Annotated in this window: 14 protein-coding genes and 1 pseudogene; 10 read left to right on the top strand and 5 right to left on the bottom strand. The window is 62.6% G+C overall.

Annotated elements, in window-relative coordinates; all coding sequences use genetic code 11:
* Window positions 1-172: 172 nt before the first annotated feature.
* Window positions 173-415 (top strand): annotated as a pseudogene (locus AC0L21_RS09835) (MFS transporter); the annotation flags it as partial.
* A 10-nt stretch (window positions 416-425) separates the two neighbouring features.
* On the opposite strand, the gene AC0L21_RS09840 reads toward AC0L21_RS09835, so the two are convergent.
* The 4 genes from AC0L21_RS09840 to AC0L21_RS09855 all read right to left on the bottom strand — a co-directional run bounded on the left by AC0L21_RS09840 (window position 426) and on the right by AC0L21_RS09855 (window position 7,321).
* Window positions 426-2,039: an acyl-CoA synthetase gene (locus AC0L21_RS09840; protein WP_473260683.1), complete on the bottom strand. Its 1,614-nt coding sequence runs from the start codon at window positions 2,037-2,039 to the stop codon at window positions 426-428.
* A gap of 159 nt (window positions 2,040-2,198) precedes the next feature.
* The gene (locus AC0L21_RS09845) at window positions 2,199-2,687 is read right to left on the bottom strand and encodes a DUF2059 domain-containing protein (protein ID WP_473260685.1); all 489 of its coding nucleotides are present in this window, start codon (window positions 2,685-2,687) and stop codon (window positions 2,199-2,201) included.
* Window positions 2,688-2,733: 46 nt separating this feature from the next.
* On the bottom strand, window positions 2,734-3,951 hold the full coding sequence (locus AC0L21_RS09850; RefSeq protein WP_473260687.1) for an OpgC domain-containing protein: 1,218 nt from the start codon (window positions 3,949-3,951) through the stop codon (window positions 2,734-2,736).
* Between the two features lie 313 nt (window positions 3,952-4,264).
* Window positions 4,265-7,321, bottom strand: coding sequence for an ATP-binding protein (locus AC0L21_RS09855; RefSeq protein ID WP_473261141.1), 3,057 nt, complete (start codon window positions 7,319-7,321; stop codon window positions 4,265-4,267).
* A gap of 261 nt (window positions 7,322-7,582) precedes the next feature.
* Between AC0L21_RS09855 and AC0L21_RS09860 the strand changes: the two genes are divergently transcribed.
* The 3 genes from AC0L21_RS09860 to AC0L21_RS09870 all read left to right on the top strand — a co-directional run bounded on the left by AC0L21_RS09860 (window position 7,583) and on the right by AC0L21_RS09870 (window position 9,283).
* Window positions 7,583-8,074 carry a hypothetical protein gene (locus AC0L21_RS09860; RefSeq protein WP_354207743.1) on the top strand — a complete coding sequence of 164 codons (492 nt, stop codon included), beginning with the start codon at window positions 7,583-7,585 and terminating at the stop codon, window positions 8,072-8,074.
* Between the two features lie 172 nt (window positions 8,075-8,246).
* Complete coding sequence (locus tag AC0L21_RS09865) at window positions 8,247-8,549, top strand: hypothetical protein (protein ID WP_473260689.1); 303 nt, start codon at window positions 8,247-8,249, stop codon at window positions 8,547-8,549.
* Window positions 8,501-9,283, top strand: a complete 783-nt coding sequence (locus tag AC0L21_RS09870; RefSeq protein ID WP_473261144.1) for a thermonuclease family protein — start codon at window positions 8,501-8,503, stop codon at window positions 9,281-9,283. The genes AC0L21_RS09865 and AC0L21_RS09870 overlap by 49 nt, the downstream gene beginning before the upstream one ends.
* A 72-nt stretch (window positions 9,284-9,355) precedes the next feature.
* Here AC0L21_RS09870 and AC0L21_RS09875 read toward each other — a convergent pair whose 3' ends face one another.
* Entirely contained in the window at window positions 9,356-10,108 is a 753-nt protein-coding gene (locus tag AC0L21_RS09875; RefSeq protein ID WP_106942175.1) for an SDR family NAD(P)-dependent oxidoreductase, read from the bottom strand.
* A 93-nt stretch (window positions 10,109-10,201) separates the two neighbouring features.
* Here AC0L21_RS09875 and AC0L21_RS09880 point away from each other — a divergent pair, with 93 nt between their 5' ends.
* From AC0L21_RS09880 to AC0L21_RS09905, 6 genes are all read left to right on the top strand, one after another.
* Window positions 10,202-10,513: an ArsR/SmtB family transcription factor gene (locus AC0L21_RS09880; protein ID WP_473260691.1), complete on the top strand. Its 312-nt coding sequence runs from the start codon at window positions 10,202-10,204 to the stop codon at window positions 10,511-10,513.
* A gap of 969 nt (window positions 10,514-11,482) precedes the next feature.
* Window positions 11,483-11,653 carry a hypothetical protein gene (locus tag AC0L21_RS09885; protein ID WP_473260693.1) on the top strand — a complete coding sequence of 57 codons (171 nt, stop codon included), beginning with the start codon at window positions 11,483-11,485 and terminating at the stop codon, window positions 11,651-11,653.
* Between the two features lie 14 nt (window positions 11,654-11,667).
* Window positions 11,668-12,870 carry a protein rep gene (locus AC0L21_RS09890; protein ID WP_473260695.1) on the top strand — a complete coding sequence of 401 codons (1,203 nt, stop codon included), beginning with the start codon at window positions 11,668-11,670 and terminating at the stop codon, window positions 12,868-12,870.
* Between the two features lie 61 nt (window positions 12,871-12,931).
* Window positions 12,932-13,258: a hypothetical protein gene (locus AC0L21_RS09895; RefSeq protein WP_473260697.1), complete on the top strand. Its 327-nt coding sequence runs from the start codon at window positions 12,932-12,934 to the stop codon at window positions 13,256-13,258.
* Between the two features lie 54 nt (window positions 13,259-13,312).
* Entirely contained in the window at window positions 13,313-13,594 is a 282-nt protein-coding gene (locus tag AC0L21_RS09900; RefSeq protein ID WP_473260699.1) for a hypothetical protein, read from the top strand.
* A gap of 57 nt (window positions 13,595-13,651) precedes the next feature.
* Complete coding sequence (locus AC0L21_RS09905) at window positions 13,652-14,581, top strand: FtsK/SpoIIIE domain-containing protein (protein ID WP_473260701.1); 930 nt, start codon at window positions 13,652-13,654, stop codon at window positions 14,579-14,581.
* Window positions 14,582-14,720: the final 139 nt, after the last annotated feature.

The following is a 14,720-nucleotide window of genomic DNA, read 5'->3' on the forward strand; positions in this document are numbered from 1 at the left end:
TATCCAATCCCAAATTGACCCGACGCGCGATTCACCTGTATCAACTTGGCTGTGGGGACTTCGATGACTGGGAAGTGGGGGGGGGGGGGGGGGGGGGGGGGGGGGGGGGTGGGGGGTGTGGTGGGGGGGGGGGGGGGGGGGGTGTGGGGCGGCCCCCCCCCCCCCCCCCCCGGGACTCCAGACGGTTGCCGTCCCCGGCATGGTCGCACGCTCGCTCAATGGCACCGGCCGCATCAATCTCGGCCAAGGTGCCGTGATCACCGTGCAGGGCGTCGGCGCGAGCCTCAGTCCCGCGCTTGGCGGCTGGATCGCGCAATGGATCGGCTACGGCCCGACATTCCTGCTGCTCGGCGGTTTTGGCCTCGCGTCCATGGCGCTGTGGTTCGCGTTCGGCGCCCACGTGAAGAAGTATTGAGGCGCGAGCTTCAGGTCCCAAAATTCTTCTGGATCGCCTTGTCCAGCGTTTCGCCGCCGACGAAGCGCTGGCGCAGCTCGCGCTTGAGCAGCTTGCCGCTCGGGTTCTTGGGCAGGGCATCGACGAAGATGACGCGCTTGGGCACCTTGAAATGCGCCATCTGGCCGGCGCAATGCTTGATGACGGACTCCTCGTCGAGCTTCTCGCCGCTCTTGACCACGACGATCGCAGTCACCGCCTCGATCCAGCGCGGATCGGGCAGGCCTATCACCGCAACCTCGGAGACGGCGGGGATGCGGTAGACCATCTCCTCGACCTCGCGGCTTGCGACGTTTTCGCCACCGGTCTTGATCATGTCCTTGACGCGATCGACCGCGGCGATGTGGCCCTCGTCATCGACGGTGGCGAGATCGCCGGAGTGAAACCAGCCCCCGGAAAACGCCGCCGCCGTCTTGACCGGATCATTGTAATAGCCGGAGAGCAGATGCGGCGAGCGGTGCACGATCTCGCCGACTTCGCCGACCTTCACATCCTCCATCGAGCTGTTGACCACGCGGGTCTCGACATTGAGCACGGGCTTTCCCGCCGAGCCGGCTTTGCGCAGCTGGTCCGCGGGACCCAGCACGGTCGCAAGCGGCGCGATCTCGGTCTGGCCGTAGAAATTCCAGAACTTCACGCTGGGCAGGCGGCGCTGGAGCTCGAGCAGCACCTCCACCGGCATGATCGAGGCGCCGTAATAGCCCTTCTGCAAGGTCGACAAATCCGTCTTGTCGAAATTGGGCGAGCGCAGCATCGCGATCCAGATCGTCGGCGGCGCGAAGAACGATGTGATCCTGTGCGTCTGGATCAATGACAGAATGTTGTCGGCCGCAGGCTTGCCCGTGATCACGCCGGAGGCGCCGAGATAGACTTGCGGACCCAGGAACACGTCGAGCTGCGCGCAATGATAGAGCGGAAGCGCGTGCAGGAATTTGTCGTCCACGCTCATGCCGCCGTCGATGATGCAGCTGACATACTGCCACATCACCGCGTCATGGGTCAGCATCGCGCCTTTGGGCAGCGATTCCGTGCCGCTGGTGTAGACGATCTGCGCGAGATCGCGGCTGTCGACGGACGCCTCGAGGTACGAGCCGTCGGGGCTGAGGAGATCGTCGAAGGTGGTGAGGCCCGCGGGCGCCGTGGCGGGATCCTCACCCGGCAGCCAGATCATTTTCTCGACCGCGCAATCCCTGGCGCTGGCCGCGCGCGCGGGCTCGACGAAATCAGGGCCGGCCGCGAGCAGCTTTGCGCCGGAACTCTTCAGGATGAAGTTGATCTCGTCCGGATTGAGCATGAAGTTGATCGGCACCAGCACCGCGCCGATCCGGGCCAACGCGAACCGAAGCGCCGCAAAGGCGTGCGAATTGCGCGAGAGCACGGCTACGCGGTCACCCTTTTTCACGCCGAGGCCAAGCAGGCCGCGGCCGAGCCGATTGCAGATCGCGTCCATCTCGGCAAAGGTCCAGCTCACAGTGCCGCAGCTCACCGCGAGCTTGCCCGGATCGCGGCCCGCCGCACGGCGGAGGAGATCGCCGATGGAATGCTCGCGGGTCTTCGAGATGGTCGCTGCGACGTCGCCGGTCATTTCCGCTCCCCAGAATTTTTCTCTTTGCGTGAGGGCCGCCCTGAGCACACGTCGGGCCATGGCATTCACGCGCTTCTCGTCTTTTGCAAAAGCGTAGTCGGGGCAACCGGCCGCGTCAAATCAGCCAGCGAGCGCGGCGCCGTTACGCAAGAGTTGAGCTCAGAGCTTGTGCCCCTTCTGGCGCAACGCTTCGATGAGGCGCTGCTTCAATTCGTCGGCCGTCTTCTGGCCGACGTCCTGACCGATCTGCGCGCTTGCCTGGGCCAGCGCATCCGACTTCTCCAGAAGCTTCTTCCCGGTCGGCTGGACATAGAAAGCCTCGATCTGGCGCAGCTCGTCGACGCTGAAGCTCTGGGCATAGAGGGCGGCGACCTGGTCGACCATCGAGGTGAGGGCCGGAGTGTAGATCTCGGAGCCGGGTGCCGTCACCGCGTCATAGTCGCGCTCGATCTCCGGCCTGTCCTGCGCGACCACGGGCCTCAGTTTGAGCAGGAGCTGAGGCAACAGCGCGCGATATTGGTCCGCGATCTTCAAGGTGACCACGAGCTTGCGAGCCGCGCTCATCGCCTCCGGCGAGGGTGCTTGCGCCGATGCACCAGAGATCAGGAGCAGGAGGGCGGCTGCGATCGTCAACACAAATCTCGGCATAAACCTCTCCGTTGGATCTCTCCGCGAAAATGCAGGCCGGCGAACCTCAACGGCCCGCGGGCGCCACGGCAGACCTGTCCGCGGGCGCGCTTTCCAGGACCGTGTCGGCCTCCTCTATCTCCGTCACCTTCACGAACAGGTTCGGCACCCGCTCGGTCCGGTCGAGCAGCCAGGCGGCTGCGATCATGATGACGATGCCGACGACGGAGACCGCGAGCTGCTCCCAGACCCCCTTGGTGTATTGCGTCAGGATCCAGTGCGCCGAGAACGACAGGAAGACGCCGAGGCAGAAGATCGGCAGCGAATGCTGGCCGCAGAGGATCACAGGGCGCAGCCAGGCCCCGTGCAGGGTCCGCCATTTGCGCGAGATGAGATGCGTCACCCAGATCGCCAGCGCCAGAAAATGCGTGAAGCGCAGCATGTCGAGGTCGGTCTTGTCGATCGGATAGATCGCCTTGATCATCCATTTCGGGATCAGGGCTTCGAGCACGGGGACGTGCCAGGTCATCACGATCAGCAGCGCGAAGGCGAGCCAGGCCGCGGCCAGCGCCATTGCCGCCTTCGACCACACCCATCTCGCGACCTTGTCGATCTGGCCGATGCCGCACCAGGCCGCGAACACGAACATCAGCTGCCAGCAGAACGGGTTGAAGTACCAGTGCGTGCCTGGCGGATAGGAGGCGACGTTCCAGTCGAACCAGCGCGCCAGCACGTAGAGCACCACGGACGCGGCGAGCGTCAGGTTCGGCCGCCGCACCAGGCACCACACGATGAAGGGCGCAGCGAACACCAGCGTGATGTAAAGCGGCAGCACGTCGAGATTGACCGGCTTGTAGCGCAGTGAGAGCGCCTGCCCGATCAGAACGTCCGGATGCTCGAGGAAATTGTGAACGTTGAACTCGTGCTCGTACATGGGATTGTCGAAGCGGCGCACGGTGCGGGCGATCTGCGCCGTGAACAGCAGGAACAGCATGATGTGGGCGACATACATCTCGGCCGCGCGCCGCCACAGCCGCTTCAGCGCGGCGAGAAACCAGCCGCCCGCGACGATCGGCCCGTAGATCCAGCCGACCAGATAACCGGAGATGAAGACGAAGAATTCGGCAGCGTCGCTGAAGCCGTAATTGCGCAAGGTCAGCCAAGCCACGACGTCGTGCGGGATGTGGTCGAGGAAGATCATCCACAGACCGATGCCGCGAAAGAGATCGAGCCGCAGATCGCGCTCGACCGGAGCGAGCAGCGCCGACTGGTCCCGTGTGATCATGGCCCCGCCTCGTTCGGTGGGCGTCGCGCCGTCGCGGCGCCGGAAAATCGGATGCTAAAAATTGAAATCAAAAGTCGCCTGGCCGTGTGGCCAGGGCCGACGGTAGCCGACCTTGCTGCGCGTGCAAGGGCATCGTCATCGGAGCGGGCTGCACAAGCGGGCCGTCCTCCGCGTTGCACCATGAAGGGCCCTTCAAAATAAAAGGGCGAAAACAACCCCATGCACAGTAGCTAACTCCTTGCGGCGCCTGCTGAATTTATTTGACGCGTCGGGCAGATTTCGGCCGTGACGGTGGCCCCGGCCGCCACTGCCGTCAGCTGAGCTCGTCACCCGTCGCCTGCATCTCGTTGAGCATCGCCTCGGCCTTGTGCTGCAGCGGCAGCGCACCGCTCTCCGACGCGATCGCGATGGTCGCGCGCAGGGCGGCAACGGTGGCCGCCTTGACCTTCGCATCCGTCGGCGGCGTCACCACGGCCTCGCCGAACAGGGCCTCCGCCTCCAGGCCGGAGAACCCCTGCTGCCGCGCAGTGTTGCGTGCCTCGCGCAGCATGTTCTGCGCGGCCTGGACGTCGCCGAGCCGGTGGGTGGCGAGCGCCAAATAGATCGAGCTGCGCAGCACCGCCGAGGTATAGCCGACCGCCTTCGCCTCCTCACGCGCTTCCGTCAGCATGCCGCGCGCGCGGTCGAACAACCCCTGCTCCAGATAGGCCATGCCGAGATGGCAGGCGAGCACCGGCACGAAGAGCCGGATGCCGTGCTTCTGCGCCAGGACAAAACCGTCCTCGAGAATGGCCGCGGCCGCCGCCGGCTCGCCGCGGCCGAGCTTCAGCCAGCCGCCGCTATAGGCGGCGGCGACGCGGTCGTAGGGGCGGCCCGTTTCCTCCGCGATCGCTGCGGCCTGTTGCTGGAGCTGCTCGGCGGCATCGAGTTCGCCCATGACGGTGTGGGTGATGCTGCTCATCATGCAGCACAGCAGGAGCAAAGATCGTGGGGTCGTGCCGATCGGAGCACTCGCGGTCAGACCCGCGAGATGGACGCGGGCGGTGGCCAGCATCTTCTCGGCCCGATCGTAGCGGCCGGAAAGAAAATAGGCCTGCCCGAGACTGTATTGCGCGAGATTGCGCCAGGCGGGATTGGCCGAGCTTTCCGCCAGATGCACCACATCTTCCCCGATCGCGACAGCTTCGACCGGCGTTCCATAGAAATTCTGGGCACCCGCTCTCATGGTCATGGCCGCGACCTTGCGTCCAATGTCGCCGATCGCATCGGCTCGCCGTTCGGCTTCGCTCCCCAGATCCAGGGCTTCGGCGACGCGCCCCGACCCGGCAAAGGCCAACCGCGCCTCCATCCGGAGGTCAATGGCGTCCGTTTCGCGCGCGTGCGTCACCGGGGTCTTGTCGAGAGACCCCATCGCGATCTCGAAATAGTCGACCGCGTCGGCAAAGGCCGAGCGCACCAGACATTTTCGAGCCGCGCTCCTGCCATGCTGAAAAGCCTTCCTCCAATCCTTCGCTCTGGTCGCGTGATAGCAGAGCGTATCCGGACCGTCGGTCCATGCCTCGTCGGTTTCGAGAGCCGCCAGAATGCTGGCATGGATGCTTTCCCGCACCTTCTCGACCATCGAATCGTAGGTCACCTGCCTGACCATCTCGTGCCGGAATTCGAGCGAATCCTCCAACTCACTGTCGATCCTGACGAGCAGCTCGGCCCGGTCGAGCGCGGTGAGGCAATCCTGCAGGACGTCTTCCGGCAAGGCCGCCACTCTTCGCAGAGTGGCCTGGTCGGCCCGGGGTCCAAGCGCCGCGGCGATCTGGAGAAGCGACCGTTCCTGTCGTGACACACGATCCAGCCGCGCCGCGATCACACCCTGAATGCTGCTGGGGATGCCGAGCTCATCCACAGGACGCGCGAGGGTAAGGTCGCCCCACTGACCAAGAAGCATGCCGCTGTCCTTCAGGCTGCGGCAGACTTCCTCGATGAACAGCGGAACGTTGGCGGTATGCGAGATGATCCGGTTCTTCAGGTCTTCGTTGGTCGTGGCGGGACCAAGCATGTCCGCGAGCATGGCCAGGCCCGAATCGTCATCGAGAGGCCGCATTGCCACGATTTCCGCGCGGCAGCTCGCGATCCACACCGGCATCCCATTGGGCCGCGTCGTCAGCAGCACAAGCAAATCAGGGCATTGCAGCCCCGACAGGGTGGCGACGACGGCATCGCTGGCCCGATCCATCCAGTGCAGGTCTTCGATCAAAAGAACCGTACGCTGACGACGGGCGACGCTCTCGACGATTGCGCAGCTTGCGTCTGAAATCGCGCGACCGCGCGCGTGAGGCTCCAATTCATCCCATTGCGGATCGGAAACCGGCAAATCCAGGATCGCGTCGACGGCTCGCTGTTGCACCACCGGCAACGCGTCTCTCGGATCATCCGTCCTGGTCTGATCTCTCGCAGCCGTATCAAGAATCGACAGCAACAGGCGCTTGAGCGCGCTGTACGGCGCACCCTGGAGATTCGGGCTGCACTCGACATCGATCAGCCGCCAGCCGCCAGCCCGAAGATCCTGCGCGAATTCATGCGCAAGTCGCGACTTGCCAATGCCGGCGTCACCCATCAGCAGAACCGTCTGCCGGCCGGCAGCAACCCTGTCCGCAGCGCGCCACAACAAGGCCCGCTCTGTCGTGCGGTCGACGAATCTGGAAACGCTGCGCGCCCGTCGGACCCGCCAGCTCGACAGATCGCTCGCCCCCATGACCCGGTAGACAGGCAGGGGCTCGCCGAAACCACGGAGCGCCTTGCGGCCCAGGAATTCAAAGCGGACGTGTCCGTCCGCCAGCTCCTGGCAGGCTTCGGAGACGTAGATCTGGTTCGCCTCGGCTGCCGCCTCCAGCCGCGCCGCCAAGTGCTGGGCTGCGCCGCCAATCTCGTAGACCTTGGAAAATTCGCTCGCGACCATATAGGCCACCACATGACCCGAGTGGAGGCCGACCCGGACCTGAAGTCCTGGATCGCCCAGACTGCCAACGCGCCGGACCAGCTCAATGGCCGCGTGGCAGGCCAGGGGGGCGTGGTTGTCGTCGGCGATCGGGGCGCCGAAGACGGCGGCCAACCCGTCCCCCAACTCCTTGCTGACGATGCCGCCGAACTGGCGCACCGCGCCTCTCATCGCCGCAAGAGCCGGTTCGAGGCGCGATACCGCCGCCTCCGGCTCCAGCTCGGCCACAAGACCCGTGGAGTCGACGACGTCGGCGCGCAAAATCGTCACAAACCGTCGTTCGCTGTCGGGATCGACGTGCTGGCGCACCGCCGCCCCGCATTTGGAGCACCAGCTGTCGCCCGGACCAATCGCCGACTGACACGCGAAACAATGCATTCCAGCGCCTTCAACCACTGCCTTGGCAGTCTCACCCCAACCCCTGCCAGGCGTTCAACCTGACAATACCTATAGGAAAGTGCGTGGCAATCGGCCTTGCGACATGCGACGTTGCGAGATGGAGGCTCTCTGGACGAAATACATTCCTGAGTGGTAGCGTTGACTGCGCACAACAAACAGCGTGATCGGCCGTAGGGTGACGCGTATTTTCGGCCACCGCACGAGAGATTTTGACAAACAGACATACGAAGGAAAGAGGCGATGGCCGGACTGGTATATAGCGGCAAGGCATTTCGAGACTTGATGAACAGCAATTACTATCCTTTGGCGAACATGAAGAAGAGCGTCGCGAAGCTCAAAGAGTCCGACGACATCGACCTGCCGACCTTGGAATACGGCCAGTACCATTTGATTTTGAACCCGGCATCGAACTGGCCGCAGGGAAGCGCCAAGTACTGGCACAAGGAAAAAGGCCGGGCCCGCGTCGACCTCAGCACCCAGCCGAACACAGTTCCCCTGTCCAGAGACGAGCCGGGCGTCATTCCCCTGACGCGATGCGATCTGCTCGATGCCTGCGTCCGGAAATGCTTCAACTCCGAGCCGCCGATCCCGATGAAGACGAAGATCATCACCCACGAAGCCAGCGACGCTTTCGCACACCGGCACGAGATCCGGCTGGAGTGGGACTACAAGAAGGGCTCGGACAAGCCGACGCTGCTCAATCTGACGATGGTCTGCCCGCACAGATCGTGAGCTGCCGGATACATCCTGCTTCGTTCAGAAAATCATCTCCGCCCGCGCGCTACAAGCGCGCGGGTTAGAACCTCCGGCGCGTCCTTGAGGTGTCATGCCTGTCGCATCTTCCGTCACGGGCTTGTCGTACGAAAATGATTCGCTGCCTCCTGAACCATGACAGGAGCGGCCGATGCCCGTTGGACTGCTGGAGGTCGAAGGCAGCATTGATGTCGGCCAGTTCTGGCCGGAGGGGCGGTCGGACGCCGACACCACCAAGGTCGTGGTGAATGTCGCGCCGGACGCGATCCGCTTCCGCAAGAACGATACCGCGCCGTTCCACCCGACCCACGCCTTCGACGACGCCAAGTCAAGGGCCGCACCAACACGGCACCGATCAAGAACGGCAAGCTTACCATTCGCCTGCAGGGCATTGACGCGCCGGAGCTGCACTACCAGCCCTCGCCGCTCTCGCCCGCGGAGAAGAAGGGGCTGACCGACGCCAGGCGACAGCCCTATCACGAGGTCACGCATCCCTATCGGCAATTTCTCGGCGCAACGACGAGCAAGGCGCTGCATGATTTTATCGGCAGCAGCGGCGAGCCGACGCTGGCGTGCCGGGTGTTCACGCATGTCGATGCCCCGAACGAGGTGTTCGACACCTATGGACGGCTGGTCGGCGACATCGAGGTCACGGTCGGCGGCCACAAGGTCGACGTCAACCATTGGCTGGTCGAGCAGGGCTTCGCCTATCCGACGTTCTACTCCTCGATGAACGACGACGAAATCAAAGCTTTCCTCGCGCTAGCCAAGACCGCGCGAACGAGGAAGCTGCCGGTCTGGAAGCACCTCGCCAGGACGATTCCCGCCTTCGACTTCGACCTGCGCGAACCCAAAACAAACGAGACCGACGTGCTCGCGACCGACAAGGGCCCGGTGATCATGCCAAAGCTCTACCGCCGCTACGCCAATTGGTCGGCGCGCAAGAAGGCAAAAGTGACGAGCCAGAATTTCCAGAAATTCTTGGGCGAAGGCTCCGGTGGCAAGCCCGACACCTGCTACGAGATCGACGACTTCCTGGAGAACGGCGTGCACTCGGCGACACCGCGCAATTTTGCGGAGTTCGTCGAGGGCGGAAAGACGATCAAGTTTCAGCCGGAGGGACTGGTGTTCGGCGAGGCACCGTCGATGCTGGTCGGGGCGGACGGGAGGGCGATTACGGGGTTTTGAGAGACGCGCGATAAAGATGGCCCGCACGACGCGGGCCATCTCCTCTTAGAAACCCTTAAGCTTCGCGCTCCGTCAGCGCAGGCCGCCTGTCACATGCAGCGTCTCGCCCGTGACGTACGACGCGTCGTCCGAAGCGAAGAAGGCCACTGCGGCAGCGATCTCCTCGACCTTGCCGATGCGGCCCAGCGGGGTGGTGGATTCGATCCAGTTGCGCATGTCACCTTCGTGCAGGCCGGCCGAGACGACGCCTTCGGTCGCGATCATGCCCGGGTTGACGGCGTTGACGCGGATCTTGCGCGGCGCCAGCTCCTTCGCCAGGACGGCGGAGATTGCATCCACCGACGCCTTGGTCGCGGTGTAGACGGCTGTGTTCGCCGGCGCGATGGTCGATACGCCGGAGCTGATGTTGATGATGCTTCCGCCATTGGCGTTGAAGTGCTTCGAAGCTTCGCCCGAGACCAGCAGCAGGCCAAGCACATTGAGGTCGAACTGCCTATGGAAATGCTCAGGCGTGATGGCCTCGAGCGGGGCGAATTCGTAAATGCCCGCGTTGTTGACAAGGATATCGATCGCGCCGAACGCCTTTACGGTCTCTGCGACCACGCTTGTCACGTCCTTGGCGTCGGCCAGATTGCCGTGGACCGCGACGGCTTTGCCACCCTTGGCGACGATGGCGGCGACCACGCGGTCGGCGGCCTGCTTGCTGGAGCTGTAGTTGACGGCGACCGCCGCGCCCTCGGCCGCCAGCCGGGCCGCGATTTCGGCACCGATGCCTTTGGATGCGCCGGTCACGAGCGCAACTTTTCCTTCGAGTCTCTTGGTCATCACATTCTCCACCATCCGGCACGACGCCGATATTCAATAGTTCAATACTAGTGAACTATTGAATGAGTTCAAGGGAGGTGCTATATTTTATGCATGGTGCAGTTCGTCCACCCATCGCGGAGCGAGATTTCACTGGCTGGGGTGCTGGGAGCGCTCGCGGACCCTATGCGGCTGCGGATCGTCAAGAGCCTGGCCGCGCAGAACGATTGCATGTCGTGCACCGAGGCGGCGCCTTGCCCTGACATGGCGAAGTCGACCCTGTCGAACCATTTTCGTATCCTGCGCGAGGCCGGCCTGATCCGGACCTCCAAGCAAGGCGTCCAGCACCGCAACGTCCTGCGCGAGGAGGACATCAATGCGCGGTTCCCGAAGCTGCTGAAGATGATCCTTAGCTATCCGGAGTGAGGGCTTCCCCCACTCTTGCGCAAGGTGCGGCCAACGTTTCCGCCGCAGCGCCTCCCAAAACAAAAATGGCCCGCTCAGCGCGGGCCATTTTCGGATCGGGACCGGTCAGGTCCGAACTTGGTTGCGGGGACCCGCATCGAACGCCCCCACAGACTTACGCCGCTGGTGATTTCTTTGAAGTCGTAGTTGCTTCCGACATTGGGCCGTGCCCGAACTGAGATTTCTGGTGGACCGCAAGCGGTCGCCGACTTCCGCCAAGCACTTAATGCGACAACTCCTATCCAACTAAGTGATTGATCTTGCTGGGCGACCTACCCCCCGCCACACAATGTGCTTGCCAAATGCACCAGATCGGAGCAACGGTTTTATCGACGCCTGCAGGACACTGCACAGCATCTCAATCGTTTCCAAGAATCTTCACTCTGTTGCCGAACCGATGTCCGGCGTCTCGCAGAGTGAAGGTCGCACGGCAAAGGAGTTCGAGCCCTTTGCGGTGCACGCCTTAGAGGGGCGCAGCAGTGCAACCCTCTACAGGCTGTCACGCGCTGTGCCCCTCGGGGCGGAGTCTCGTTCGCGACAGCATGACCGGCAACGAAGCGCCCCGTCCTACTCGACGGGGCGCTTCGCACTTGCGAGTTTCTCGCAACTAGATTGGCACTAGGAACCCCGATGCGATGATGCGGGTTCTGAAATTCCGCAACGCTGAAAGCCTTTGACACACCGACTCTCGTGTGGCGAGTAATCAATGCGGGCCTGCTCGAAATCAAGCCCGTGAGACGAAAGACATCGGAAGCGTAAGCGTCCGGCTGAGTTAGACACGACGCGCGAGAAGGGCTCCAAGTGCATGGGGCGCTTGCTCGGGGACGGGCACCTGCGCGCGTCGTGTCGAGATCGGCATCAGCTTTCACCTCCGAGCAATGTGAAGTCAAACCTGGCCGCGCAAGACACGTGCCGGAAGGCGGGAGAGCTATGACCAAAATTGAAACTGAATCTCACCCGAAGGACCAGACCAAGACGGCAAGTGATCTTCACTTGCCATCGTCAGAGGTTGTGGCTCGTCAACCTGATGAGAGCGGCTGCAACGAAACCGCACTAACCCACGCGGCGCGGCGTATGGGCATCGAGTGGATCGCTGAGTAGCTGCGGAAACGCAGGTGCCTCATTTAGATCCCGCCCAGCTCGACGCCCGCTTCATCCCCACAGTCGAACGATGGCTGGAGGAGCCGTCGCACGATGCGGCCTGGGAACACGAATGGGACTGGCGACCTCCCTACCTCTGCGAATTCGACAACTTCGGCAAGCGCCTTCCCAAAATCGGCGACCGCAACTACCGGCGTCTACATAAGGAAAAGCTGGCCACCGCGGCCAGTCTCAAGGCCGGCGGTCGCGAAGATGACGCCAACCTTCTAACCAACTGCTGCACCAGCCTCATCGTCGACCGGTACGAGCGAGGAACGCGGGTCCGAGGCCCCAACGAGTGCAAGCACCCGCTCTGCCCGACCGCCCAACTGGCCAAGCAACGGCGAACCTACAAGCGGGTCATGAGGGCGCTGGAGCGTTATCTCCGCCGCAAACCCGACCTGGTCGGCATCTTTCTAACGACGACTCTTAAAAGCTGCCCCTCTCACGAGCTGCGCTATCGGACCGGCGAGCTGATCGAGGCCTGTTCGCGCCTGATGACTTATGCGTCAGTGAAGCGTGCAGTCATTGCCTACGTGCGGACAATCGAATTCACACGCAACGCGATAACGCAGCAGTGGCACGCTCACGCGCACTGGCTGCTCCTGGTGCCGAAGTCGTACTTCAACAAGGGTAGCAAGCTCTACATCGAGCAAAAACGCTGGGCAACGCTTTGGAAAAAAGCGGCGCGCTGTACCTACCTGCCGGTCGTTGATGTCCGTGTCGCAAAAGGATTGACGTCTCCACTTTCCGAGATCGGCCTCAAGACCCTCCGTGAGATCGTCAAATACGAAACCAAGCCCGGCAGCCTGGTCTATTGGGACAAGGGCGAGCCTCATGCGGTCGGTCGGCTGAAACCCGAGCTGTACCGCAAGACCGAAGGTGGGCCGCTCGAGCTGATGTTCGATGTGCCCGTAATTGCCTTCGCCGACGCGGTGAAAGGCCGGCGGCTGGTCGCGCTCTCGCGCAATCTTGAAGCCGAGGACGACCTGGATTTTACGGACGATCCCCGCGAGGCGGAGCTTGAGCAGACGACCGAGGATCTCGGCCGCTTCATCTGCACGGAATTCTACGACTGGTGCGGCGACGCCCGCCACGGCGATTTCTTTCTCGTCGGTCGATCGTTCGACGAGCCGGGTCAACCCAAACGACGGGAGGGATTCGCCATGGGGCCGTGAGCATCGCGCTGAAGCGTCGTTTTTTATCCGCATCTGAAACATTAAAAATGAGAGATCGAAAATGAGCGAACAGTACGACGGACAGATCATTGCCAGCGGGCTGAGCCGCGGGACTCGCGAAAGTCGCGATTCACGCGGACGGGTAACAGGCCATTCGTTCCAGCTGCTCAAGCGCAGCGGCAACGGATCGGTCGAGGTGATCACGGTGAAGTTGCCGGAAGGACTCGATCCGGCGACCTGCGCGGAAGGCAAGCACGTCGAGATGGTGGTGGATGTCTCGTCATTCGAGAGCAACATCTACTACCGGGGTGTCAAGCTCCTGAGCCGGCCGGACGCAAAGGCTGATGCCTCGCGACCGGTTGTCAAATCCCAAGGCACAGCAGCTTAACGAAACGGAGGGGTCGCGCTTCCCGCGCGGCCCCGCATCCGTTGGAGGTCCGAAATGCTCGCTCCCGACTGTTACTGGTTCGAGAGACACGCCCCGTGGGGGACACCTGTATTCAATATCCAATTCGAAGTGACAACGCCCGCACTGCCCTTGACGTTTGAGTTCTACGTGCTGGCCGACCATCCTTGCGGCATCATCGTGCGCCGACGGGAATACGGGAACGACTTCAGCAGGCGATTACGGCGCCTGTTTCTACGTCAGGCAATCGCTCACTACGAAGCCCACCTCGCAAGTAAGGCCTTCGAACTCTTCGAAGCGCGACACGGCAAGCGCTGAGCTGAACAGCCTGATTATAAGCGCATCACTAAATTTCAACTCCAGGAGCAACACACCATGGGAATGAGTTTAAAGGCCGCCAAGCGGTATGGCGAGGTTATGATTAAGGCAAGAGAACAGCTAAAGCAGGCTGAGTATCACAAGACCCCGGAGGGCCAAGCTCAGCTCGCCAGAGAGACAGCCGCGCGGATAGGCGAAGAGGAAAGCTTCCGTCGACTCGATGACCCGATTCCTCTGATCAAACGGTCGGAGGGGATTGTGGTGGGAACGAGGGTCGCCACGGGCCTAGAGTTCGTAAAGCCCGTTCGGCACTTGCAGCACATGCTTGTAAGTGGGGTGTCGGGAGCCGGAAAGTCCGTTTGGTTGCACAGCCTTGTATGGCAATTGACGGAATCGCCGGAGGTCGAGCGTCTCATCCTTATCGACCTGAAAGGGGGCGTTGAGTTCAACCGCTACCGAGAAGCGCCAAAGGTCGAAATCATGTGGGACTTCGCTGACATCGTGAAGGCCATCAGCGGCCTGATGTACACGATGGGTGAGCGGGAGGCGCTGATGCGCGAGCGCGAGCTGCGCGACTGGCCAAACGGCCGGATTGTTGTGGTTGTCGATGAGTACGCGGAGATCCAGGGCGAGATGGACGCAGCCGACACGAAAGAGGAGAAGATTATTGCGAAGCGGCTGATGGCCAATTTAGTTAGCATATCGCGGCGAGCGAGGGCGCTTGGCATTATCCTGGTTTGCGCGCTGCAGAAGCCGACGACCGACGCGATGGACAGCTCATTGCGGAACAATCTGAACTTTCGACTGTGCTTCCGCACGGCAAACCGGTTGACCGCCTCGTCGATGCTCGATGACGTGGACAGCTTGTCGGTCGATGCCACGCAACTTCCGACCGGCCGCTTTTACTTCTATGACGCCAGCCGGGGCGAGAAGCGCCTCCTTCAGGCCCACATCGCCCCCGGCGTGAACCTCAGTGATTATTGGTAGGGAAAAGCGGGTGCGGAGCGGGGGGGCCCCGGGGGGGGCCCCCCCCCCCCCCCCCCCCCCCAGAGAAAAACAAAAAAAAAAAAAAAATAGTTGTTTTTACAATGGGGGGGATAGGGAGGTGGGGGGAGAGGACACCACA

Source organism: Bradyrhizobium sp. WSM4873 (genome assembly GCF_055811355.1).

Bases quoted from the DNA above. Each gene is read 5' to 3' on its own strand.
- AC0L21_RS09840 (WP_473260683.1), bottom strand. From the start codon at position 2,039: ATGACCGGCGACGTCGCAGCGACCATCTCGAAGACCCGCGAGCATTCC.
- AC0L21_RS09845 (WP_473260685.1), bottom strand. From the start codon at position 2,687: ATGCCGAGATTTGTGTTGACGATCGCAGCCGCCCTCCTGCTCCTGATC.
- AC0L21_RS09850 (WP_473260687.1), bottom strand. From the start codon at position 3,951: ATGATCACACGGGACCAGTCGGCGCTGCTCGCTCCGGTCGAGCGCGAT.
- AC0L21_RS09855 (WP_473261141.1), bottom strand. From the start codon at position 7,321: ATGCATTGTTTCGCGTGTCAGTCGGCGATTGGTCCGGGCGACAGCTGG.
- AC0L21_RS09860 (WP_354207743.1), top strand. From the start codon at position 7,583: ATGGCCGGACTGGTATATAGCGGCAAGGCATTTCGAGACTTGATGAAC.
- AC0L21_RS09865 (WP_473260689.1), top strand. From the start codon at position 8,247: ATGCCCGTTGGACTGCTGGAGGTCGAAGGCAGCATTGATGTCGGCCAG.
- AC0L21_RS09875 (WP_106942175.1), bottom strand. From the start codon at position 10,108: ATGACCAAGAGACTCGAAGGAAAAGTTGCGCTCGTGACCGGCGCATCC.
- AC0L21_RS09880 (WP_473260691.1), top strand. From the start codon at position 10,202: ATGGTGCAGTTCGTCCACCCATCGCGGAGCGAGATTTCACTGGCTGGG.
- AC0L21_RS09885 (WP_473260693.1), top strand. From the start codon at position 11,483: ATGACCAAAATTGAAACTGAATCTCACCCGAAGGACCAGACCAAGACG.
- AC0L21_RS09895 (WP_473260697.1), top strand. From the start codon at position 12,932: ATGAGCGAACAGTACGACGGACAGATCATTGCCAGCGGGCTGAGCCGC.
- AC0L21_RS09900 (WP_473260699.1), top strand. From the start codon at position 13,313: ATGCTCGCTCCCGACTGTTACTGGTTCGAGAGACACGCCCCGTGGGGG.
- AC0L21_RS09905 (WP_473260701.1), top strand. From the start codon at position 13,652: ATGGGAATGAGTTTAAAGGCCGCCAAGCGGTATGGCGAGGTTATGATT.